This is a genomic window from Streptomyces incarnatus (assembly GCF_001027185.1).
In the GTDB taxonomy this organism is placed as follows: Bacteria; Actinomycetota; Actinomycetes; order Streptomycetales; family Streptomycetaceae; genus Streptomyces; species Streptomyces puniciscabiei.
In genome coordinates this window covers 85,845-109,389 of record NZ_CP011498.1, presented here as the reverse complement: position 1 = coordinate 109,389, position 23,545 = coordinate 85,845, and the positions used below count along the sequence as shown (strand labels likewise).

Below are 23,545 nucleotides of genomic sequence, written 5' to 3'. Positions count from 1 at the left end.
CCTTCACGGCTTCCTGGGTCGTCATGCCAGCCTGTCGCCGACGACCTCGAAGAACTCGGCGACGGGTGCGGGCATGTGCATCTCGTGGTGGGTGGCGTGCAGTTCGTGCACCTCCAGGGAACCGCCGACGTACGGCCGCCACAGGTGCGCGTACGACGTCTCCTCGAGCGCCGCGTGGAAATACAGCACGTCGCCGCGGTAGACCGGGGACTCGAAGCCGATCATGAGGGAGGTGTTGTTGGCCATGACCTTCGCCATGGTGTCCAGGAATCCCTGCCGGTCGCCCATGCGGATGTACTGGCCGAAGTCGTCCTCCAGCTCCGCCCGGTAGTCCGACGACTGCTTGTCGGCATGGACCTGCCGGAACCCGTGTCCGCCGGGCTGGGCGTCCAGGACGGCCACGAGGCGGACCTCGTGCCCGCGCCGGTCGAGCGCGTCCGCGACGGCCTGCACGACCGTGCCGCCGTAGGACCAGCCGATCAGGTTGAAGGGTCCTTCCGGCTGGATCTTCAGGATCTGGTCGGCATAGTCGTCGATCATCTCCTGCGCGGAGCCCGCGGGCGTTTCCACGCCGTCGGAGCCACGGGACTGCAGGGCGTAGGCCGCCCGGTCCTGCAGATGCGCGGCGAAGCTGTAGTACGCCCAGCCCAGCCCGCCGCCTCCGTGGAAGAACCACACCGGCGGCTTGCCCGTACCGGGATCGCTGTTCAGGGGCAGGACGACCGCGAAGGCGTCGGCGTCGTCGGCGGGCACGCCGCCGGCGAGCATCAGCGCGGCCAGCTCGGCCACCGTGGGGTACTTGATGATCGTCCTGATGGGGATGTCGATGTCGAACTCTTTGCGGATACGGACGCTGAGCCGGGTGGCCAGCAGCGAGTGCCCGCCGAGCGCGAAGAAGCCGTCGTCGATGCCGACGTTCTCCCGCCCGAGCAGCTCGCCGAAGAGGGCGCACAGCTTCTCCTCGAAGGCGTTGCGCGGCTCCCGGCCGGCCGCGGCGCGGGTGTCCTCCTCCGGCAGGGCGCGCCGGTCGAGCTTGCCGTTCGAGGTCAGCGGGATCTCCGCCAGCGGGATCAGCGCGGACGGCACCATGTAGTCCGGCAGCCGCTTCAGCAGGTACGCGGCAAGCTCAGCGGCGTCGAGCGCGGCGTCGGGCTCGGGCACCACATAGCCGACGAGGCGCTTGTCGCCCTCCTGGTACTCGCGCACCAGGACCACCGCCTGCGCCACGCCCGGGTGTCCGGCGAGCGCGTGCTCGATCTCGCCCAGCTCGATGCGGAAACCCCGGATCTTCACCTGGGAGTCGGCCCGTCCCACGTACTCCAGTTGGCCGTTCCTGCTCCAGCGGACCAGGTCGCCGCTGCGGTACATGCGCTCGCCCGGCTCGCCGTAGGGGCAGGCGACGAACCGTCCGGCGGTCAGGCCCGGCCGGCCGTGGTAGCCGCGGGCCTGGCCGTAGCCCGCCACGTACAGCTCCCCGGTCACGCCGGTGGGCGTCGGCCTGAGGTTCGTGTCCAGGACGTAGGCGCGCAGGCCCGGGACGGCCGGGCCGATCACGCTGGCCCGGTAGCGGGCGGCGGAGTGCTCGTCCAGGTCGATGCGGGTGACGTGCACGGTGGTCTCGGTGATGCCGTACATGTTGACCAGCACCGGCGCGTTCGAGGCGTGGCGCGCGTACCAGTCCGCGAGGCGGCCCAGGTCGAGGGCCTCGCCGCCGAACACCACGTACCGCAGCGCCAGTTCCTGGCCGGGGGCTTCGGCGTCGGCCTGGATGAGCTGGTAGAAGGCGGAGGGGGTCTGGTTGAGGACGGTGACCCGCTCGCGGGCGAGGAGCTTCAGGAAGTCGGCCGGGGAGCGGGAGACGTCGTAGGGGACCACGACCAGGCGGCCGCCGTACAGCAGCGGCCCCCACAGCTCCCACACCGAGAAGTCGAAGGCGTAGGAGTGGAAGAGGGTCCACACGTCGTCCGCGCCGAAGGCGAAGTCCTCGGTGGCGGTGAAGAGCCCGACCACGTTGCGGTGCGGGATCAGCACGCCCTTGGGGCGGCCGGTCGACCCGGAGGTGTAGATGACGTACGCCGGGTGCGCGGGGCGCAGGGCCGCCGGGCGCTCGGCGTCGGTGAGGTCGGCGTCCGGCTGCCCGGCGAAGGCCTCGGCGTCGTCGAGGTGGACCAGCGGCAGGTCCTGGGCCAGGTCCTGGGCGGTGGCGTTGGTGCTGGTGGTGACCAGCAGGACCGGCGCTGCGTCCTGGACGATGTAGGCGATGCGGTCGGCCGGGGAGTCGGGGTCGATCGGCAGATAGGCGCCGCCCGCCTTGAGCACCGCGAGCAGCGCGACGACCAGCTCGGCCGAGCGCTCCAGGCAGATGCCGACCAGGGACTCGGGGCCCACGCCCCGGGCGACGAGGTGCCGCGCGAGCCGGTTGGCGCGGGCGTTCAGCTCGCCGTAGGTGAGCGTGGTGCCGTCGCAGGTCACCGCGACCGCGTCCGTCCGCTCGGCCGCCTGCCGTTCGAACAGCTCGACCAGGGTGGCGTCGGGGATGTCGCGGCCGGTGGCGTTGACCTCCGTCAGCAGGTGTTCGCGTTCCGCCGCGCCGAGCACGTCGACGTCCCCGATGCGCATCGCCGGGTCGGCGGCCAGCTGCTCCAGCACCCGGGCGAGCCGGGCGGCGATCACCTCGGCCGAGTCCCGGTCGAACAGCTGGGTCGCGTACTGCAGGTCGCCCCGCAGCGCCCCCGACTCGTCCACGGTCAGGCTGAAGAACAGGTCGACCATGGCGGTCGACGGGATGGCCTGCTCGAACGTCACCTTCAGGCCGGGGATGTCGAGGTCCGGCTTCTGGTAGCTCTGCCAGGCGAACATCACCTGGAACAGCGGCTGGTAGGCGGCGGAGCGCTCGGGGTTGATGGCCTCGACCAGCAGGTCGAACGGCAGGTCCTGGTACTCGTAGGCGGTCAGCGCCTTGTCCCGCACCTGCGCGAGCAGGTCGGTGAACGTCGGGTTGCCGGACAGGTCGGCGCGCAGCACCTGGGTGTTGACGAAGAACCCGATCATGTCGGCGAGCGCCTCGTCGGTCCGCCCGGCGATCGGGCTGCCGATGGTCACGTCGTCGCCGCCGCCGAGCTTGCGCAGCAGCACCGCCAGCGCGGCCTGCAGGACCATCGACATGCTGGCCCCGCGCTCGTCGGCCAGCTTCTGCAGCCCGGTCGCGACCTCGGCCGGCACCGAGATGCCGATCGTGTCGCCGTGCGAGTTCGCCGCCGCGGGCCGGGGGCGGTCGAACGGCAGGTTCAGCGGCTGCGGCACCCCGGACAGTTCCCTGCGCCAGTACTCGATCTGCGCCGCGGCGAGGCTCTCCGGGTCGGACAGGTCACCGAGCACCTCGCGCTGCCACTGCGCGTACTCCTTGTACTGCACGGGCAGCGGCTCGAACCGCGGCGCCCGGCCGTCCCGGCGGGCGGTGTAGGCCTGGATCAGGTCCCGCATCATGGGCGCGCTGGAGCTGCCGTCCGAGGCGATGTGGTGGACGACCACGACCAGCACGTGCTCCTCGGGGGAGCAGCGGAACAGGCTGGCCCGCAAGGGGAGTTCGGCGGCCAGGTCGAACCGGTGGGCGACCGCCTCCTCGATCGCGCCGGCCACGTCCTCGGGCGCCACCTCGACCACCCGCAGCCGCGGGTCCGCCTCGGCTGTCGGCAGGATCCGCGAAAAGGGCTCACCGCCGTCGTCCGTCGCGTAGACGGTGCGCAGGATCTCGTGCCGGTCGACCACGTCGCGGACCGCCGCGCCGAGGGCGGCCTCGTCCAGGGACCCGGTGAGCCGGAACGCCGCCGAGATGTTGTAGGTCGCCGCCCCTTGTTCCAGTTGGTGCAGAAGCCACATACGGCGTTGGGCGAATGACAGCGGAATCATCGATTCACTCCTTGACGATCATCTGGCGCAGACTGGGGCGACGGGGAGCGGCCGATTCCTCCGACCACGCGGCGAGCGCGGCGACCGTCGGCAGGTCGAAGATCTTGCGGATGGGTATCTCGATGCCCAGCTCGGCACGGGCGCGGCTGATCAGCCGGGTGGCGAGCAGCGAGTGCCCGCCCAGTTCGAAGAAGCCGTCGTCGATGCCGACCCGGTCCATGCCGAGCACCTCGGCGAACAGCCTGGCCAGGGCCTCCTCGCGGGGAGTGCGGGGCGCCCGGTAGGCGGCGCCGGTGTACTCCGGTTCGGGCAGCGCGGCCCGGTCCAGCTTTCCGTTCGGGGTGAGCGGCAGCCGGTCGAGGACCATGAAGGCGGCCGGCACCATGAAGTCCGGCAGCCGCTCGGAGACGAAGCCGTGCAGCTCCTTGGTCTCCAGGCCGGCGCGGTCGCCGGCCGTGGTGTCGTCGCCGGCCGTGGCGTCGCCGCCGGTGACGGCGGGCACGACGTACGCGACCAGCTGCTTGCCCGTGCCGCCGCCGCGCCCGTCGCAGGCGAGGACGGCGGCCTGCGCGATGCCGGGGTGCGCGGTCAGCGCGGCCTCGACCTCGCCGGGCTCGACGCGGAAGCCGCGCACCTTGACCTGGCTGTCCGCGCGGCCCACGTACTCCAGCCGGCCCTCTTCGTGGAAGCGGGCCAGGTCGCCGGTGCGGTACATGCGCGCGCCCGCCGGGCCGAACGGGTCGGCGACGAAGCGCTCGGCGGTCAGCGCGGCGCGGCCGTGGTAGCCGCGGCCCACGGCCCCGCCGACGTACAGCTCGCCGACCGCGCCGGGCGGCACCGGCGTCAGGCCGGGGCCGAGGACGTAGGCCCGCATGTTGCCGAGCGGGGTGCCGACGGGCGCGCTGCCCGCCCAGCCCCGGGTGCCGTCAAGGACGGTGAAGGTGGTGGCGTAGAACGACTCGCTCTGTCCGTAGGCGTTGACGACCCGTACGCCCGGGAAGGCGGCCCGCACCTTGTCGACGAGCGACGCGGGCAGGGCCTCGCCGGCGAAGACGACCGTCTCCACACGGGCGCGGCCGGCGATCTCGTCGACGAGTTCGGCGAAGGCGGAGGGCACGGTGGACACGACGCTGCCGCTCCAGTCCTTGCGCTCGCCCAGGACCAGGACGTCCCGGACCACTTCGACGACGCCGCCGGTGGCGAGGGTCGTGAAGATCTCGAACACCGAGACGTCGAAGTTGACCGAGGTGCCCGCGAGGAGCCGCTTGCCCGGCGCCAGCCCGACCCGCTCGGCGAGCCGCAGCACGCCGTTGACCACGCCCGCGTGGGTGATGGCGACGCCCTTGGGCTTGCCCGTGGAGCCGGAGGTGTACATGACGTACGCCAACTGCTGGGGGTGGTGCGGGACTTCGGGGCCGGTGTCGGCGCCGGACAGGTCGAGCGCGTCGAGGAGGACGTCCGGGGCGGTGTGCCCCGGCAGCGCCGCGGCCGTCGCGGAGTCCGTCAGGACCAGGTGCGGCCGCGCCTCGTCGAGGATGGCGGTGAGGCGCCGGCTGGGGTACCTGGGGTCGACCGGCAGATAGGCGCCGCCCGCCTTCAGCACCGCGAGCAGGGCGACCACCAGGTCCGCCGAGCGCGGCAGCGACACCGCGACCACCGACTCACGTCCCACTCCGCGTCCGGCCAGCTCGCGCGCCAGGCGGCCCGCCCGGGCGTCCAGCTCCCGGTAGGTGAGCAGCGTGCCGTCGGCCTCCACGGCGACCGCGTCCGGGGTCCGCGCCACCTGTGCCGCGACGAGCCCGTCGACCGTGAGGTCCGGGGTCGGTACGGCGGTGTCGTTGAACTCGGTGAGCAGCCGGTGGCGTTCGGCCGGTTCCAGGACGTCGACCTGCGCGGCCTTCGCCTGGGGGTCGGCCGCGAGCTGCCGCAGGACGCGCACGAGGCGGGCCGCGATCACCTCCACCGTCTCCCGGTCGAAGACGCCCTGCGTGTACTGGAGGATGAGCTGAAGGTGCGGGGCGGCCGCCGCCATCAGCGTCAGCGGGTAGTTGGTGGCCGTGGACGCGCGCAGACCGGTGAAGGCGATGCCGTCCGCGGCGGCGGAGGCGGCGCTGATGCCCTCCTCGTCGACCGGGTACGACTCGAAGACGACCAGGGTGTCGAAGAGGGACTTCAGGCCGACGGACTGCTGGATCTCCGTGAGCCCGTAGTAGTGGTGGTCCAGCAGAGCGGCCTGCCGGCTCTGGAGCCGGGTGAGGATCTCGGCGAGGGTGTCGCCGGGCGCGTACGCGACGCGTACGGGAAGGGTGTTGATGAACATCCCGACCATCGAGTCGACGCCCGTCACGGCGGGCGGCCGCCCGGAGACGGTGGCGCCGAACACCACGTCCTGACGGCCGGTGAGCCGGCCGAGCAGCAGCGCCCAGGCGCCCTGGACCAGGGTGTTGATGGTGACGCCCAGCTCGGTGGCGCGCCGGCCCAGTGCGCGGGCCTCGTCGGCCGGGAGCGTGATGTCGACCTGGCCGACGCCCTCGCCCGCGCCTTCGGAGCCGGGGGCGAGCAGGGTCGGCTCCTCGACGCCGTCGAGTTCGGCCGCCCACACCCGGGCGGACTCCGCCTCGTCCTGCCGGGCGCGCCAGGCCAGGAACTCGCCGAAGTCGCGGGTCGCGGGCAGGGCGGCCGTCTCGCCGCCGGACGCGTAGAACAGCAGCAGGTCCTGCATCAGCAGGGGCATGGACCAGCCGTCGATCAGCACGTGGTGGGCGGTCATCACGAGTTCGGCGCGGCCGTGCTCGAGGTGGACGAGTGCCACCCGGAGCAGCGGCGGGGTGGCCACGTCGAAGTGGGCGGCCCGGTCCTCGGCGAGGAACCGCTCGAACTCCTCGGTCCGCTCCGCCTCGGCGAGGGTGGTCAGGTCGAGGTGCTGCCAGGGCAGGGACACCGTCTCCGGCACCGCCTGCACGGCGTCGCCGTCCGCCCGGTCGACGAACGCCGCGCGGAGGCCGGCATGACGCCCCAGCAGGGCCTGCGCGGCCCGGTGCATCCGGTCGGGGTCGACGTCGCCGGACAGGTGGAACACCAGCTGCATGTGGTAGGCGTCGAAGGAGGAGCCGGCCAGCGCCGTGTGGAACAGCATCCCGGACTGCACCGGCGTCGTCGGCCACACCTCGGCCAGCTTGCCGAACCGGGCCTCCCAGGCGTCGATCTCGTCCTGGCGCACCTCGACCAGGGGCGCGTCGCTCGGGGTGAGCCCGCCGGCGTCCGGGGCCTGGGCGTGCCGGGCCAGGGCGGTCAGCGCCTCGACCCACAGCCCGGCCAGCTCGGTCACCTCGGCGCGGGAGAGCACTCCGGTCGGGAAGCCGAAGTAGGCGGTCAGCTCGTCACCGGCGGCCACCGCGTTGATCTCCAGCGCCGACAGCACCGGCATGTCCGCGTCGGGCGCGGCGATCAGGTCCCGGTGCGTGGTGTCCGGTGCCCAGCCCAGGCCCCGCAGGTCCTCGGGGATGTCGGCGCCGGAGGAGCGGCCCAGGTAGTTGAACCCGATCTGCGGTGCGCGCGCTCCGGCCAGTTCCGCGGCGGTCTCCTCGTTGAGGTGGCGCAGCAGGCCGTAGCCCATGCCGTTGTCCGGGACCGCCCGCAGCTGTTCCTTGACGGCCTTGACGGCCCGTCCGGCGGCCGCGCCGCCGGCGAACGCGTCGGCCACGTCGACGCCCGCCAGGTCCAGGCGCACCGGGTACATCGCGGTGAACCAGCCGATCGTGCCCGACAGGTCCGCGCCGGGCACCAGGTGCTCCTCCCGGCCGTGTCCCTCCAGCCGCACCAGCGCCTGGGACGCGGAAACACCCCGCGCCTCGCGCCAGCGGGCCAGTGCCAGGGCCAGCCCGGCCAGCAGCCCGTCGTCGACACCGCCGCGGAACACCGTGGGCAGCGTGGTCAGCAGGGTCCGCGTGACGTCCGCCGGCACCTGGACGCGCACCGTGTCCACGGTGGCCGTGACATCGCGGGCGGGGTCCGGCTCCCGCGCGCCCAGCACCGGTTCCTGCGCGCGCAGGACCTCCTGCCAGAAGGGCAGTTCGGCCACCCGCTCGGGGGTGGCCGCCGCCTCGGCCAGGGCATGGGTCCACCGGCGCAGCGAGGTGCCCACCGCCGGCTGTGCCGGGGCGTGTCCGTCGCGGACGCGCTGCCAGGCGGACACCAGGTCCGGCAGCAGGATCCGCCAGGACACCCCGTCGACGACCAGGTGGTGCAGCACGATCAGCAGCCGGTCCGCCGCCGTGTCCGTGGCCGTGCTCGTGCTCGTGCCGGAGGTGAACCACACGAACTGCGCCATGACGCCCGCGTCCGGGTCCAGCCGGTCCGCGGCCGCGTCCAGCTCGGCCTGCACATCGGCGCCGCCGTAGGGGACTTCCCGCAGCAGGGCTCCGGCGTCCACCCGGCCGGCCGGCTCCATCCGCAGGCCCGGCTGCGCCCGGTCGAGCCGGGAGCGCAAGCCGTCGTGCCGGTCCAGGACGGCCTGCAGCGTCGCGAGCAGGCCCGTACGGTCGATGTCCGCGGGCAGGGTCAGCAGCGCGGACATGCAGAACCGGCCGATGCCACCGCCGAGCGCGAGGACGTGGGCCGCCGTCGGCGGCAGCGGGGCCCAGCCCACGCCGCCGCCCGGCAGCTCGGCCAGGGTGACGCGCTCCTCTTCCTGCCGGCCCTCGACCAGCTCCGCGAGCCGGGCGACCGTGCGGTGCTCGAAGATCTCCCGGGTGCTGACGACGACGCCGCGGGTCTTGGCCCGCGCGACGACCTGGATCGAGCGGATGCTGTCCCCGCCGCTGGTGAAGAAGTCGTCGTCGATGCCCACCTGTCCGGCGCCGAGCACGTCGGCGTAGACCTCGGCCAGGATCCGCTCCGCCTCGCTGCGCGGCGCCCGGTACGCGGCGCCGGTGAACTCCGGCTCGGGCAGCGCGGCCCGGTCCAGCTTGCCGTTCGCGTTGAGCGGCAGCCGGTCCAGTACCACGAACAGGGCGGGCACCATGTAGTCCGGCAGCCGCTCGGCCATGTACCGCCGCAGCTCCGCCACGGGGACGTCGGCGTTGCCCGCCGGCGCCACATAGCCGACGAGCCGTTTGGTGCCGCTGTGGTCCTCGCGCGCCATGACCGCTGCCTGGGCGACCTGGGGGTGCCGGGCGAGGACGGTCTCGATCTCGGTCGCGTCGAGGCGGATGCCGTTGATCTTCACCTGGGTGTCGGCCCGGCCGGCGTACCTCAGCCGGCCCTGCTCGTCCCACTGGGCCAGGTCGCCGGTGCGGTACATCCGGGTGCCGGCGGGGCCGAAGGGGCAGGGCACGAACCGCTCCGCGGTCGCCCGGCCGTTGCCGTGGTAGCCGCGGGCGACCAGGCCGGTGACGTACAGCTCCCCGACCACACCGGGCGGAACCGGTGCCAGTTCCGGCCCCAGGACGTGGGCGCGCATGTTGGCCAGGGGGGTGCCGACGGGGATCGCGCCGGTTCCGCTCCACTCCTGCGGAAGCGCGAAGGCGGTGGCGTAGAAGCTCTCGGTCTGCCCGTAGGCGTTGACGACACGGACGCCGGGCAGGGCCCGGTGCACCTTGTGGACCAGGTCGGCCGGGAGTGCCTCACCGGCGAAGACGACGGTGCGCACGTCGAGTTCGACGGCCTCGTCCAGCAGTGCGGAGAACACCGACGGCACGGCGCTGACGGTGGTGCCCGACCACCCGCCGCGCTCGGCGAGTTCGAGCACGTCACGGACGATCTCCACGCACGCCCCGGCGGTGAGCGCGGTGAAGATCTCGAAGACGGAGACGTCGAAGTTCACCGAGGTCGCGGCGAGCATCCGGGACCCCGCCCCGACCTGGACCGTACGACGCAGATCGCGCACCCCGTTGACCACGGCCGCGTGGGTGACGGCCACGCCCTTGGGCGTCCCGGTCGAGCCCGAGGTGAACATCACGTAGGCCAGGTTGTCCGGGCCGGTCCGGGGCGCCGGGGGCTCGACGGCGCGGCCGTCGAGGCACAGGTCGTCGAGGTGGAGCACGCGCGTGCGGCACTTCGCCACGGTCGCCGCCGTCGCGTAGTCGGTCAGGACCAGCGCGGGACCGGCCGTCTCGAGCAGCAGGTCGACGCGCGTGGCCGGGTAGCCGGGGTCGATCGGCAGGTAGGCGCCGCCGGCCTTGAGCACCGCGAGCAGCGCGACCACCAGGTCCGCGGAGCGCGGCAGCGCGACCGCGACCAGGACGTCCGGCCCGACGCCGCGGTCCCGCAGCACCGCCGCCAGCCGGTTGGCGCGGGCGTCCAGTTCCCGGTACGACAGCTCGGTGTGCCCGCACACCACCGCGGTCGCGTCCGGTGTCTCGGCCACCTGGGCGGCGACCAGCTCCGGCACCGTCGCCCGGTCCACCGGCGCCCCCGTGTCGTTCAGCCGTGCCAGCCGGTCCCGTTCGGCCCCGGTGAGCACCTCGACCGCGCCGAGCCGCGTCCCGGGATCGGCGACCACCTGCCGCAGTACGCGCACATAGCGGTCGACGAGGCTCTCGGCCGTGGCGTGGTCGAAGAGTTCCGTCGCGTACTCCAGCCGGCCGTACGCGCCGCCGGACGGGGCCGGGACGATGTTGAAGAACAGGTCGAACTTCGCGGTGCCGGTGCCCGCCGGGACGGGGCTGACCCGCAGGCCGGGTATCTCGATCTGCGACCACTCGAACTGCCAGGCCAGCATCACCTGGAACAGCGGCTGGTACGCGGTGGTGCGCTCCGGGCTCAGCAGCTCCACCAGACGCTCGAACGGGACGTCCTGGTTGTCGTAGGCGGCCAGGGCCCGGTCGCGCACCTGCTCCAGCAGCTCGCCGAACGACGGGTTGCCGGACAGGTCGACGCGCAGCACCCAGGTGTTGGCGAAGAACCCGATGAGATCGTCGAGCTGCTCGTCGGCGCGCCCCTCGATCGGGCTGCCGATCGTCAGGTCGTTGCCGGCCCCGACGTGGTGCAGCAGCACCGCGAGCACGGCCTGCGCGACCATCGGTGCCGTGCCGCCGTGCTCCGCGGCGAGCTTGCCGATCCCGGCGAGCAGGTCCGCGTCCAGTTCGAAGTCGACATGGCCGCCGTCGTGGCCGGCCGACGTCGGGCGCGGCCGGTCCAGCGGCAGCTGCACCGGCTGCGGCACCCCGGCCAGTTCGCCCCGCCAGTACTCCAGCTGGGCCGCGGCGATGCTCTCCGGGTCCTCCTCGTCGCCCAGCAGCTCCCGCTGCCACAGCGTGTAGTCCTTGTACTGCACGGCGAGCGGCGCCCACTGCGGCGCCTCGCCCCGGTGCCGTGCCGCGTACGCCGCCAGCAGGTCCCGCAGGAACGGCGCCATCGACGCCCCGTCCGCGGCGATGTGGTGGAACACGAACACCACCACGTGCTCCTGCGGGGCCAGGCGCAGCACGGTGGTCCGCAGCGGGAGTTCCCTGTCCAGCTCGAAGCCCTCGCACGCGGCCTGCTGCAGCGCGGCGTCCACCGCGTCCGCGGCCACGTCGGTCACCCGGAACGGCGCGTTCGCCTCCCCGGGAGGCAGGATCCGCTGCTCCGGCGTGCCGTCCGCGTTCTCGGCGACCAGGGTGCGCAGGCTCTCGTGCCGGGTGACCACGTCCCCGACCGCCGCGGCCAGGGCCGCCGTGTCCAGCGGCCCGTCCAGGCGCAGCACGAACGGGATGTTGTAGGTCGCGGACGGGCCTTCCAGGCGGTGCAGGAACCACAGCCGGCGCTGGGCGAAGGACAGGGGGATCATCGACGCGTCTCCTCAACGGTCATCTGGCCCAGCCGGGGACGCAGCCGGGGGCGGTTCGACGTGCCCAGTTCCTCGATCCGCTCGGCCAGCTGGGCGACGGTCGGATTGCGGAACACGGTCGTGACCTTCACATCGGCGTTCAGCTCGTTGCGGATGCGGCCGACCAGCCGGGTGGCCAGCAGCGAATGCCCGCCGCGGCTGAAGAAGTCGAGGTCGATGCCGACCTCCGTCAGCCCGAGCAGCTCGGCGAACAGCCGGCACAGGACTTCCTCGGTGGGGTTGCGCGGCCCGCGTCCGGTCGCCTCCTCGGTGTAGTCCGGTGCGGGCAGCGCCTTGCGGTCGAGCTTCCCGCTCGGGGTCGTGGGGAGCTCGGCGAGCGGCACGATCGCCGAGGGGACCATGTACTCCGGCAGCTGCTCGCGGACCTGGCCCGTCAGGGCCGCGAGGTCCAGCCCGGCCGGATCCGTGCCCCGGACCGGCACGACGTACGCGACCAGCCGCTGGTCGTCGGCGCGGTCCTCGCGCACCACGGCCACCGCGCTGTCGACGTCCGGGTGGGCGGCAAGCGCCTGCTCGATCTCGCCGAGCTCGATGCGGAAGCCGCGCACCTTGACCTGGAAGTCGGTCCGGCCGATGTACTCGACCTGGCCGCCGGTGTTCCACCGCACGAGGTCACCGGTGCGGTACATCCGGGTGCCCGGCTCGCCGAAGGGGCAGGCCACGAACCGGCTCGCGGTCAGCCCGGTCTGTCCGAGGTAGCCCCTCGCGAGGCCGGTGCCGGCCAGGTACAGCTCGCCGGGGACGCCGGGCGCGACCGGGCGCAGCGCCGCGTCCAGCACGTACACCTGGGTGTTCCAGATCGGTGCGCCGATCGGCACCCGGTCCGCGCCCGGCACGTGCTGCCACGCCGTGACCTCCACCGACGCCTCGGTGGGCCCGTAGAGGTTGTGCACCCCGCAGCCCGGCAGCACGCCGGCCGCCTTGTTGGCCAGGGCGGGCGGGAAGGCCTCGCCCGCGACCTCGATCCAGCGCAGGCTGGTGCACTCCTTGGCCGCCGGCTCGGCGACGAACGCCTCCAGCAGCGAGGGCACGAAGTCGGCGCCGGTCACCCGCTCGCGCTGGATCAGGTCGGCGAGGTAGGCCGGGTCGCGGCGCCCGTCCGGACGCGCGATGACCACGGCGGCCCCGACCTGGAGCGGCGCGAACAGCTCCGGCACCGACACGTCGAAGCTCGCCGTCGTGCTGAGCAGCACCCGGTCCTCGGGCCCGACGCCGAAGTGCGCCAGCCCCCACTTCAGCCGGTTCATGATCGACCGGTGTGCCACCTGCACACCCTTGGGGCCGCCCGTGGAGCCGGAGGTGAAGATGACGTACGCGGCGTGGTCCGGGGACAGCGCGCGCCGCGGGTTCGTCTCCGGGTAGGCGGAGACGTCCGGAAGGTTCTCGTCGAGGACCAGCAGCGGCTGCGCGCTGTCCAGCACGTGCCGCACCCGGTCCTCGGGCAGCTCCGGGTCCACCGGCACATAGGCCGCGCCCGCCTTCACCACCGCGTACAGCGCCACGAGCAGGTCGACGGAGCGCGGGATCTGCACCGCGACCAGCCGCTCGGGTCCCGCGCCCTGCTCCACCAGCCAGTGCGCCAGCCGGTTCGCGCGCCGGTTGAACTCGCCGTAGGTCAGCGTCTGGTCCTCACCGATCAGCGCCACCCGGTCCGGGTCGCGCTCCGCCTGGGCCTCGAACGCGCCCGGCAGGGTGTCCGGGACCACCGGGCGGGCGGTGTCGTTGACCCGGCGCACCAGCCGGTCCCGCTCGTCCTCGCCGAGCACCTCCACGGCGCCCACCGCCGCCGTCGGGTCCTGAAGCACCTGCTCCAGGACGCGGACGAGCCGGGCGGCGATCACCTCGGCCGAGGCGCGGTCGTAGAGGTTGCGCTGGTAGTCGAGGGAGAGCCGCAGGTAGGGGTCGGAGGAGTTGAGGGTGAGCGGGTAGTGCGAGCCCGCGAACGGCCGGATGGCGTCGATCGTGAAGCCGGCCGAGGCGTTGGCGTCGACGATGCCCTCGCGGTCGATCGGGTAGTTCTCGAACACCACGATCGTGTCGAACAGCGAGGGCAGCCCGACGCCGCGCTGGATGTCGGCGAGGCCGTAGTAGTGGTGGTCGAGCAGGCCGATCTGCCGGTTCTGCAGGTCGGTGATGACCTCGGCCAGGCTGCGGTCCGGGCGGCACACGGCCCTGGTCGGCAGGGTGTTGATGAACAGGCCGACCATTTCGTCGGAGCCGGTCAGGTCGGCGGGGCGGCCGTTGACGGCGGCGCCGAACACCACGTCGTGCTGCCCGGTCAGCTTCGACAGCAGCACCGCCCACGCGCCCTGCAGCAGCGTGTTGAGGGTGACCCCGAGTTCCGCGGCGCGCCGGGCGAGTTCGCGTCCCTGGTCGATCGACAGCGGTACCTCGACCCGTCCGAGGGCGGTCGCCTCGCCCTCGGAGGGCAGGTCCGCGGCCACCAGGGTCGGCTGGTCGAATCCCTCCAGCTCGGCCTGCCAGCGGGCCGCCGACGCCTCCCGGTCCTGCCGGGACAGCCAGGCCAGGTAGTCGCCGTAGGAGCGGACCGGGGCGAGGTCGCCCGTCTCGGCGTACAGGCGGATCAGGTCCGTGATCACCAGCGGCGACGACCAGCCGTCGAACAGCGTGTGGTGCGCCGTGATGATGAGCTTCGCCCGCTCGGGCCCGCAGGTGAGCAGGGCCAGGCGGAACAACGGCGGCCGGGCGGGGTCGAGTTGGTCGGCCCGGTCGTCGGCGAGGGCCGTCTCGAGCGCCGCGTCCTGCTCGGCCTCGCCGCGCCCGGTCAGGTCCAGGTGCCGCCAGGGCAGCGCGACGTGTTCGGCCACGACCTGCACCGGATCGCCGTCGGCCGTGGTCAGGAACGCGGAGCGCAGGTTCGGGTACCGCTCCAGCAGCGCCTGCCCGGCCGCCCGCATGCGCTCGGGGTCCACGTGCCCGGACAGGTGCAGCACGAACTGCATGTGGTAGACGTCGAAGGTGCCGTCGGCGAGCGCCGCCTGGAACTGGATGCCGGACTGCCCCGGGGCCTGCGGCCACACCTCGGCCAGCCGGCCGTAGCGCTCCTCCCAGGCCTCGATCTCGTCCTGCCGCACCGTGACCAGCGGGGCGTCGGAGGGGGTGAGCCCGCCGGTCCGCGGGCGTGCGGCGTAGCGGGCCATGCCGTGCAGCACCTCGACCCACAGCTCGGCCAGTTCGGCGGCCCGCTCGCGGGACAGCACCCCGGTGGGGAACATGAAGGCCGCCTGCAGCCGGGTGCCGTCGGCGGTGTCCGTGACGACCGAGTTGACCTCGAGCGCGGACAGCGCGGGCAGGTCCGGGTCGGGCGTCGGGATCAGCTCGGCGGACCAGGAGGCCGGCCCCCAGCCGTGGGCGCGCAGGTGCTCGGGCACGTCGGCGTCGGAGATCCGGCCGAGGTAGTTGAAGCCGATCTGCGGCGCCGGGTAGTCGGCGAGCTGCTCGGCGGTCTCCGGGTTCAGCCAGCGCAGCAGCCCGTAGCCGACGCCCTTGTCCGGGACCGCGCGCAGCTGCTCCTTGACCAGCTTGACGGCCTGCCCGGCCGCGGGGCCGCCCGCCAGTACGTCGGCCAGGTCGACCCCCCGCACATCGACCCGGGCCGGGTACATGGCGGTGAACCAGCCGACGGTCCGGGAGAGGTCGGCCCCGGGCACGACCTCCTCCTCGCGGCCGTGTCCCTCCAGGCGGACCAGGGTGGAGCGGTCCGCGCCGCGCCACCGGTTCACCGCGAGGGCGAGCGCGGCGAGCAGCACGTCGGTGCCGGTGCCCCGGAACGCCGCGGGCAGCTTGGTCAGCACCGCCTCGGTGACCTCGGCGGGCAGCTGCACCCGCACGGTGTCGAGCGTCGACCACACGTCCACGGCCGGGTCGAAGGCCCGCGTGCCCAGCGGGGGGTCGGTCGCCTCCAGCAGGTCCCGCCAGTACGTCAGTTCGGCCTCCCGCTCCGGCGAGAGGGCCTCGTCCTGCAGCGCCGACGCCCAGCGGCGGGCCGAGGTGCCGACCGCGGGCAGCTCGGGCGTCCGGCCGGAGCGGACCTGCTGCCACGCCTCGGCGAGGTCCGACATGAGGATCCGCCAGGAGACGCCGTCCACCGCCAGGTGGTGCAGCACCACGAGCAGCCTGCCCGCACCCTCGGGTGCGGCGAACCAGACGAAGTCCGCCATGGTCCCGGCCTCCGGGTCGAGCCGGCCGACGGAGGCGTCCAGCGCGGTCCTGGCCGCCTGAAGCGCGGACGGCTCGTCCCACCGCCCGTCGCAGTCGACGCGGTGGATCAGGTCCGCGGCCCGCACGGTGCCCGCGGGGCGCACCAGGAGGGAGGGCTCGTCGCCGCGCACCAGCTGTGCGCGCAGCAGGTCGTGCCGGTCGAGTACGGCGTCGAGCGTCGCGGCGAGGCCGTCCGCGTCGATGCCGGTGGGCAGGTCGAGGACGATCGACATGGCGAAACGGTTCGTCCCGCCGCCGTGCTCGAACACCTGCCGCGCCACCGGCTGCAGCGGCATCGGGCCCACGCCGCCGCCCTCCAGCTCGGCGAGCACGGGCGCCCGGCCCTGGCGGTCGGCGGCCGCCTCGGCGAGGCGGGCCGCCGTGCGGCACTCGAAGATCTCGCGGGTGCTGAGCTCCAGGCCCCGGGCGCGGGCCCGGGCCACCACCTGGATGGAGCGCAGGCTGTCGCCGCCCACCGCGAAGAAGTCGTCGTCGACACCGACCCGGTCCACCCCGAGCACGTCCGCGTACGCCGCGGTGATGATCTTCTCGGCCTCGGTGCGCGGCTCCCGGTAGGTCTCGCCGAGGAACTCCGGTTCGGGCAGCGCCTTGCGGTCCAGCTTGCCCGTCGGTCCGAGCGGGAGCCGGCCGAGGGCCACGAAGGCCGACGGCACCATGTAGTCGGGCAGCCGGGCCGCGACGAACCTGCGCAGCTCGGCGGCGGAGGCGCCGGACTGCACGTCCACGTCGCCGATCCCGCCGGCGCCGTCGTCGCCGACGGCCCCCTCGCCGGTGTGCACCACGTACGCGACGAGCCGCCGCCCGCCCGAGGGCACCTCCCGGCTGATCACCACGGCCTCGCTGATGCCGGGGTGCGCGGTGATCGCGGCCTCGACCTCGGCCGTCTCGATGCGGAAGCCGCGCACCTTGACCTGGCCGTCGGCCCTGCCGACCACCTCCAGCTGCCCCTGTGCGTTCCAGCGGGCCAGGTCGCCGGTGCGGTACATCCGCTCGCCGGCCGGACCGAAGGGGCTGGCGACGTAGCGCTCGGCGGTCAGCCCGGGGCGGCCGTGGTAGCCGCGGCCCAGGCAGGTCCCGACCACGTACAGCTCACCGATCACGCCCTGCGGCACCGGGGCGAGTCCCGGGCCGAGGACGTAGGCGCGCATGGTGCCCAGCGGGGTGCCGATGGGCGCGACATCGCCGTCCGCCCACTCCTCGGACGCCGCGAGGGAGAACGTGGTGGCGTAGAAACTCTCGCTCTGCCCGTAGGAGTTCACGATCCGTGCGCCGGGCAGGGCCTCGCGCACCTGCCGCACCAGCCGGCCCGGGAGCACGTCGCCCGCGAACACGACCGTGCGCACCTCGGGCGCCTTGTGGAGCTGGCCCACCAGTTCCCCGAGCACCGAGGGGACCCCGCTGATCACATGGCCGTCCCAGTGCTCCCGCTCGCCGAGCGCCAGCGCGTTCGCCACCAGCTCGGCCGTGCCGCCGGTGGTCAGGGTGGTCAGCAGCTCGAAGACCGAGACGTCGAAGTTGACGGAGGTGCCGGCCAGCATCCGCCACCCGGGCGGCGCGTCGAGGACGCGCACCAGCTCGCGCACGCCGCCCACGACACCCCGGTGGGTGATCGTCGCGCCCTTCGGCTTGCCCGTGGAGCCGGAGGTGTACATCACGTACGCGACGTTGTCCGGGCTCAGCGGCGCCTTCCGGCCCGCGTCGTCCGGTGCGCCGGCGGGCGTCCGCCACTGCGCGCGCAGGTCGAGGTTGACGCACGCCATGTCGTTGTCGGGCAGGGCCTGCCACGTCTCGGTGTCGGTGACCGCGAACCGCGGCGCTGCCTCGGACAGCACGCTCTCCGCCCGCCCGCTGAGGTACTGCGGGTCCAACGGCACGTATCCGGCACCGGACTTGAGGATGCCGAGCAGGCCGGCCACCAGGTCCTCGGTGCGCGGCAGCGCGAGGACCACCAGGTCCTCCGGCCCGACGCCGCACCGGATGAGCTCCCAGGCGACGCCGTTCGCCCGGTCGTCGAGCTCCCGGTAGGTCAGCGTCCGGCCGTCGCACACGAGCGCCGGGGCGTCGGGCGTCCGGGCCACCTGGCTCTCGAACAGCTCCGGGACCGTCGGTTCGGGCACCGCCCGGGCGGTGTCGTCGAACCGGGTGAGCAGCCGCTCCCGCTCGGCCTCGTCGAGCACGTCGACGGTGCCGACGGCGCGCTCGGAGTCGGCCACGAGCCGGCCCAGGACGCGGACGAAGCGCTGTGCGATGCCCTCGGCCGTGTCCCGGTCGAACAGGCTGGTGGCGTACTCCAGACGGCAGTTCGCGCCGCCGGAGCCGTTCGGGAGCAGGTCGAAGAACAGGTCGAACTTGGCCGTCCGGGTCTCGAGCCGTTCGGCCCGGACGTCGAGGCCGGGCAGTTCCATGGGCGGCACGGGCGGCTGCCAGGACAGCATGACCTGGAAGAAGGGGTTGTAGGCGGTGGACCGGTCCGGGTTGAGCAGCTCCACCAGCCGCTCGAACGGCATGTCCTGGTTGTCGTACGCGGCCAGGGACCGGTCCCGCACCTGCCCGAGCAGCCGGCGGAACGTCGGGTTCCCGGACAGGTCGACGCGCAGCACCCAGGTGTTGACGAAGAAGCCGACGAGGTCCCGCAGTTCCTCGTCGGTGCGGTCCGTGATCGGCGCGCCGATGGACACGTCGTCACCGCACCCGAGGTGGTGCAGGAGCACCGCGAGCGCCGCGTGCATGACCATCGACACCGTGGTGTCCGCCTCCGCGGCCAGCCTCTCCACCGCCGCGAGCAGGTCGGGGCCGATGGAGAACGGGACGCGGTCGCCGGCGGGGTCCATCACCCTCGGGCGCGGGCGGTCCGTCGGCAGGGCCAGCGGCTGCGGCAGGTCGGCCAGGGCCTCGCGCCAGTACGCCAGTTGCCGGGCCGCCGTGCTGTCCGGGTCGGACTCGTCACCGAGCACGTCCAGCTGCCACAGCGTGTAGTCCGCGTACTGCACCGGCAGCGGCTCCCACGCCGGTGCGCCGCCCTCCCGGCGGGCCGCGTAGGCCGTGGTGAGATCGCGGAACAGCGGCCCGAAGGACTCCCCGTCCACGGCGATGTGGTGGGCCACGACGACGAGGGTGTGCTCGTGCGGCCCGGACCGCACCAGGCGGGCGCGGATCGGGGCGTCGGCGGCCAGGTCGAAGGTCGCGGTGGCCACCTCGTCGACCGCCGCCGCCCGCTCGTCCTCCCCCGCGACCTCGACGACCGGCAGGTCGAACGGCTGCTGTCCGGACGGCAGCACCTGCTGGTGCGGGACGCCGTCGTCGCCCTCGACGATCACCGTGCGCAGGACTTCGTGCCGGTCGATGACATCGCGGAGCGCCGCCTGAAGCGCACCCGTGTCCAGCTCACCGGTCAGCCGCAGGGCGAAAGCGCCGTTGTAGGTCGGCGACGGGCCTTCGAACCGGTCCACGAACCACAGCCGACGCTGCGCGAACGACAACGGGATCATTGTGTCTCCAAATCGGCAAACCAGGTGAGCAGGTGGTGTCGGTCAGCCCTGGTCGAGCAGGGTCAGGAGTTCGTCGTTGTAGAAGTCGTCGATGGAGCACGCGCCCGACAGCGTGGAGAAGTACCGGTCGATGTGGTCCTGGTGGCCGACCAGCTTGCGCAGCATGTCCGTCCGGCCCTCGGGCTTGAGCTCGGCCACGTTGAGGGCGCCCTGGTAGTGGCTGAGGGCCTCGCCGCCCAGGTCGTTCTCGTAGCGCCGCAGCGCCGCCTTGAGCGCGGCGTCGTCGTGCAGCCGGTCCCCGATGTGGTCGGTGAGCGACTGGGCCTGCACGAAGGCCTCGGTGATGCCGCGGGCGGTGATGGAGTCCTTGTGGTTCACGGCGTCGCCGACCAGCGCCCACCCGGGCCCGTAGGCCTTGCGGAAGTAGTTCTCCTGGTGCCCGGTGCCGTACAGCTGCTCCTCGCGCCTGCCCGACTGCATCCGCTCCCACAGCTCGGGTGCCGTCGTGCGGAAGGCGTCGAGGTAGGCGGGCTCCACGTTCTTGCGGACCTCGTTGTAGTCGGCCTGCGGGAAGTAGGCCATGAGCAGGGTGAGGTCGTCGTTGGTGGGCAGGACACCGATCCAGCGCCCGGGCCGCTCGTACAGCTCGAAGTTCGCGGGCACCCCGGACCAGTAGCTGTAGTAGGTGGTGGTCAGCCGCGGGTGCTCGATGACGTTCTCCGCGCCGACCTTGCGGGCCACCAGCGAGCGCATGCCGTCCGCGCCGACGACGAGGCGCGCCCGGTCCGTCGCCTCGGCGCCGCCGGGCGTCGTGTACCGCACGCCGACGACCCGGTCGTCCTCCCACACCAGGTCCCTGACCGCGCACCCCTGCCGGAACTCCACGCCGGCCGCCACGGCGCCGTCCGCGAGGATCGGGTCGAGCACGTACCGCCGCGGCGCGTACGTGGTCGTCAGGCCGTCGATCGGCAGGGAGAAGCCCTCGATGCGGACACCGGGCCCCTGATAGCTCTGGCGGGTGATCGGCTGGGCGCCCGAGTCACGGATCCTGTCGAGCAGCCCCCACCGGTTCAGCAGCGCCACGCCCTGCATGTGGAGGTAGTGCGAGGAGAGCGTGTCCTGCGGGAATTTCGCTTTCTCCAGGAGCAGGACGCGATAACCCTGGCGGGCGAAGAGCATGGCCGTCGGTGAACCCGCGCAACGGGCACCTATGACAATCACGTCGTACATGGCGGCGCCTCTCTTTCTATTTGGTGACCGCACTCAGGGATTCGATGTAGGCGGAGATCGACGCCACCGTCGGGTTGAGGAAGAGCTGGTCCATGGGCACCTCGGCGCCCAGCTCCTCGATGAAGGCACCCTGGATCCTGACCATGATCACGGACTGGCCGCCCAGGGCGAAGAAATCGTCGTCGGCCGAAATGTCGTCGCGCTGCAGTTCCCGGCACCAAATGGCGCGCACGCGGTCGGCAATCATCACAGTCCTCTCGTTCGTCGGCAAGGTCCGTCGACTATGCCGCCGTGCCGCTGTACTGGTTCTTGAGTGAATCGGCCAGCGCCGCGCGGTCGACTTTTCCGTGGGGGCTCAGCGGAATGCGCAGGATGCTCACGAACCGCGCCGGGACCATGTTCCGCGGCAGTGTCTGCAGCAGGCCCTTGCGCAGGTCGTCCTCGGCGAGTTCGCCGCCGGACGGGACGAGGAACGCGGTCAGCTCGGCCTCGCCGGCACCGGTGTACGTGACCACCACGGCGGCCTCCCGCACCCCGGGCAGCCTGCCGAGCGCGCGCTCGATGTCGGTGGGGTCGATGCGCATGCCCCGCACCTTGACCTGCGCGTCCATCCGGCCGGCGACGACGAGGTCACCGGCCTCGGTGACGTAGCCGCGGTCGCCCGTGCGGTACACCCGGCGCGGCTCGCCGTCGACCACGACGGTCGTGAACTTCGCGTTCTCGGGGCCCGAGGCGCCCAGGTAGCCGGCGCCGACGCCGGCCCCGGCGATGCAGATCTCGCCGTACTCCCCCGGCGCGACGCCGCGCAGGTCCTCATCGAGCAGGAGGATGTCGGTGTTGTGGGCCGGCGTGCCGACCGGGGCGATGTCCTGGTCGCAGGGCCGGTGCCCGGCGAGGTCGTACGACGTGGCGACGTCCGTGCACTCGGCGACGCCGTACTGGTGCAGGAGGGTGCAGTAGTTGCCCTCGCGGCTCGCCCAGTCCACGATCCGCTCGTACTTCAGCGGCTCGCCGCCGAAGAGTATGTAGTCGAGCTGGGTGAGCGCGTCACCGCCGCGTGCGGTCTCCCAGTCCACCAGCAGGTACAGCGTGCTGGAGGCGCAGTGCACGGTGCGGATGTCGTGCTCGGTCAGCAGGCGGTACGCCAGCATGGCGTCGAAGTTCCGGCTCGCCATCAGGTACTGGGTGGCGCCGCAGAACAGCGCCGTCATCAGGGCGCGCTGGGAGAGGTCGAAGCCGAAGGCGCTGACGACCAGGTTGTTCGAGGCGCTGTCCAGGTGGTACTCGAGCTTCAGCCAGTTCATCAGGTTGAACCAGCCCTCGTGCCGCACCGCGGTCAGCTTCGGCGTACCGGTCGAACCGGATGTGAAGACGGCGTAGCAGATGTCGTCCCCGGTGACGTGGACGTCCGGGGCGGTCGCCGGGAGACCGGCCAGGTGACCGGAGAGCTGCTGGAGGTCGACGACGTCGGCGGCCGCCGACTCGACCATCCGGGCCGTCGCCTGCGAGGCCACGATCAGGGCGAGGTCGGGGACCTGGCCCAGCAGCAGCTGGAGCCGCTGCGCCGGGTAGGCCGGGTCGAACGGCACATAGGCCGCGCCGGCCTTCAGCGTGCCGAGGATGGCGACGAGCAGGTCGACCGAGTAGTCGAGACAGACGCCCACCTTCGCGCCCCGGCCGTGTCCGCGCGCGGCGAGGAACCGCGCGAACCGGTTGGCCCGCGCGTCCAGTTCCGCGTACGTCACCCGCTCGGCGCCGCAGACGACGGCGAGGGCGTCGGGAGTGGCCGCCACATGGGCCTCGAACTGCTGGTGGACGACGGGCGCCAGGGGCAGGGCGACCCGCTTTCCCTGAAGGATCATCAACTGACTCCGATGTGAGAGGTGTCCGGTCGGACGAGCCGCCGGCACACCCCGGGGAACGGGCTTGCCGGCACCTTCGGGCGGCGCGCCGCTAGGCGGTGCGCGCCTCGGGGATGCGCCGGTCGACGGTCTCGAGCAGCTGGGCCACCCACTTGTCGACGGACAGGCCGTGCGCGGCCGCGGCTTTCGAGAGGTGCTCCAGCTGGCCGGCGGACAGCTCGATGGTGAGCGTGGTGACCTGCGGCCGGCGCTGGTCCGCGGCCGCCGGCTCGGCCGGCCGGGGCACCTCCCGCTGCCCGTCGCCACCGCCCGGGGAGACCCCGGCCGTGCCGCTCTGCACGGCCAGGCTGGCCCGCACCGCCCTGCGCAGTTCGTTGCGCGACCACTTCTGCTGGTCGGCCTTGCGCAGCCAGTAGTCCTGCTCCGGCGGCGACAGCCGGGCCACCTCGGCGTGGTGGGCGAAGCTGAGGCTGTCCCGCCTGCGGTGGTGCTCGAACCGCCGGGCCACCCACGCGTAGTTGCGCAGGGTCTGGTAGTCGAGTCCGGTGCGCTCGATGGCCTCCTTGTAGCGCCGCCACCCGTAGGTGGCCTCGCCGTAGATCAGCCAGTCGGCGAGCCACCACGCGGAGGAGTTGACCAGCTCGCGCAGGCTGGTGCCGATCTGCTCCCAGGACCGCTCCGGCAGGTTCTGCGGGAAGACCAGCCCCGACTTGCGCACCTTGGCCTGGGTCCCCACGAAGGACAGGAGCACATCGCGCTGTGCCGGTTCACCGCTGTTGTCCACCGGAATCGCCTTGTACCTGCCCGCGGTCCTCACAGCCCCCGTCACACCCTTCATCTCCCAACTCAGCGTTTTTTCCCGGGTGTTGAGCGATCACCCGGGGGCGATCACCGTTGTTGCTCGTCGGCCGGCCTGCTCGCCCGCGTCGCGAGCGCCGGCCGGGCGCAGGTGTGCGGGCCCGCGAGCCCGCCGGTGAGCGGCC

Annotated in this window: 7 protein-coding genes; all 7 read right to left on the bottom strand. The window is 73.0% G+C overall.

Annotation, left to right across the window (positions count from 1 at the left end; all coding sequences use genetic code 11):
- Window positions 1-21: 21 nt before the first annotated feature.
- The 7 genes from ABB07_RS39830 to ABB07_RS39800 all read right to left on the bottom strand — a co-directional run bounded on the left by ABB07_RS39830 (window position 22) and on the right by ABB07_RS39800 (window position 23,346).
- Entirely contained in the window at window positions 22-3,909 is a 3,888-nt protein-coding gene (locus ABB07_RS39830; protein WP_208903928.1) for a non-ribosomal peptide synthetase, read from the bottom strand.
- 4 nt (window positions 3,910-3,913) lie between these two features.
- Entirely contained in the window at window positions 3,914-11,680 is a 7,767-nt protein-coding gene (locus tag ABB07_RS39825; RefSeq protein WP_208903927.1) for a non-ribosomal peptide synthetase, read from the bottom strand.
- Window positions 11,677-19,461 carry an amino acid adenylation domain-containing protein gene (locus tag ABB07_RS39820; RefSeq protein ID WP_482269470.1) on the bottom strand — a complete coding sequence of 2,595 codons (7,785 nt, stop codon included), beginning with the start codon at window positions 19,459-19,461 and terminating at the stop codon, window positions 11,677-11,679. The genes ABB07_RS39825 and ABB07_RS39820 overlap by 4 nt, the downstream gene beginning before the upstream one ends.
- 51 nt (window positions 19,462-19,512) lie before the next feature.
- Complete coding sequence (locus ABB07_RS39815; protein WP_208903925.1) at window positions 19,513-20,700, bottom strand: NAD(P)/FAD-dependent oxidoreductase; 1,188 nt, start codon at window positions 20,698-20,700, stop codon at window positions 19,513-19,515.
- A gap of 16 nt (window positions 20,701-20,716) precedes the next feature.
- Window positions 20,717-20,947: a phosphopantetheine-binding protein gene (locus tag ABB07_RS39810; RefSeq protein ID WP_208903924.1), complete on the bottom strand. Its 231-nt coding sequence runs from the start codon at window positions 20,945-20,947 to the stop codon at window positions 20,717-20,719.
- A gap of 34 nt (window positions 20,948-20,981) precedes the next feature.
- The gene (locus ABB07_RS39805) at window positions 20,982-22,562 is read right to left on the bottom strand and encodes an amino acid adenylation domain-containing protein (protein ID WP_208903923.1); all 1,581 of its coding nucleotides are present in this window, start codon (window positions 22,560-22,562) and stop codon (window positions 20,982-20,984) included.
- Window positions 22,563-22,653: 91 nt separating this feature from the next.
- Entirely contained in the window at window positions 22,654-23,346 is a 693-nt protein-coding gene (locus tag ABB07_RS39800) for an LmbU family transcriptional regulator (RefSeq protein WP_244189847.1), read from the bottom strand.
- Window positions 23,347-23,545: the final 199 nt, after the last annotated feature.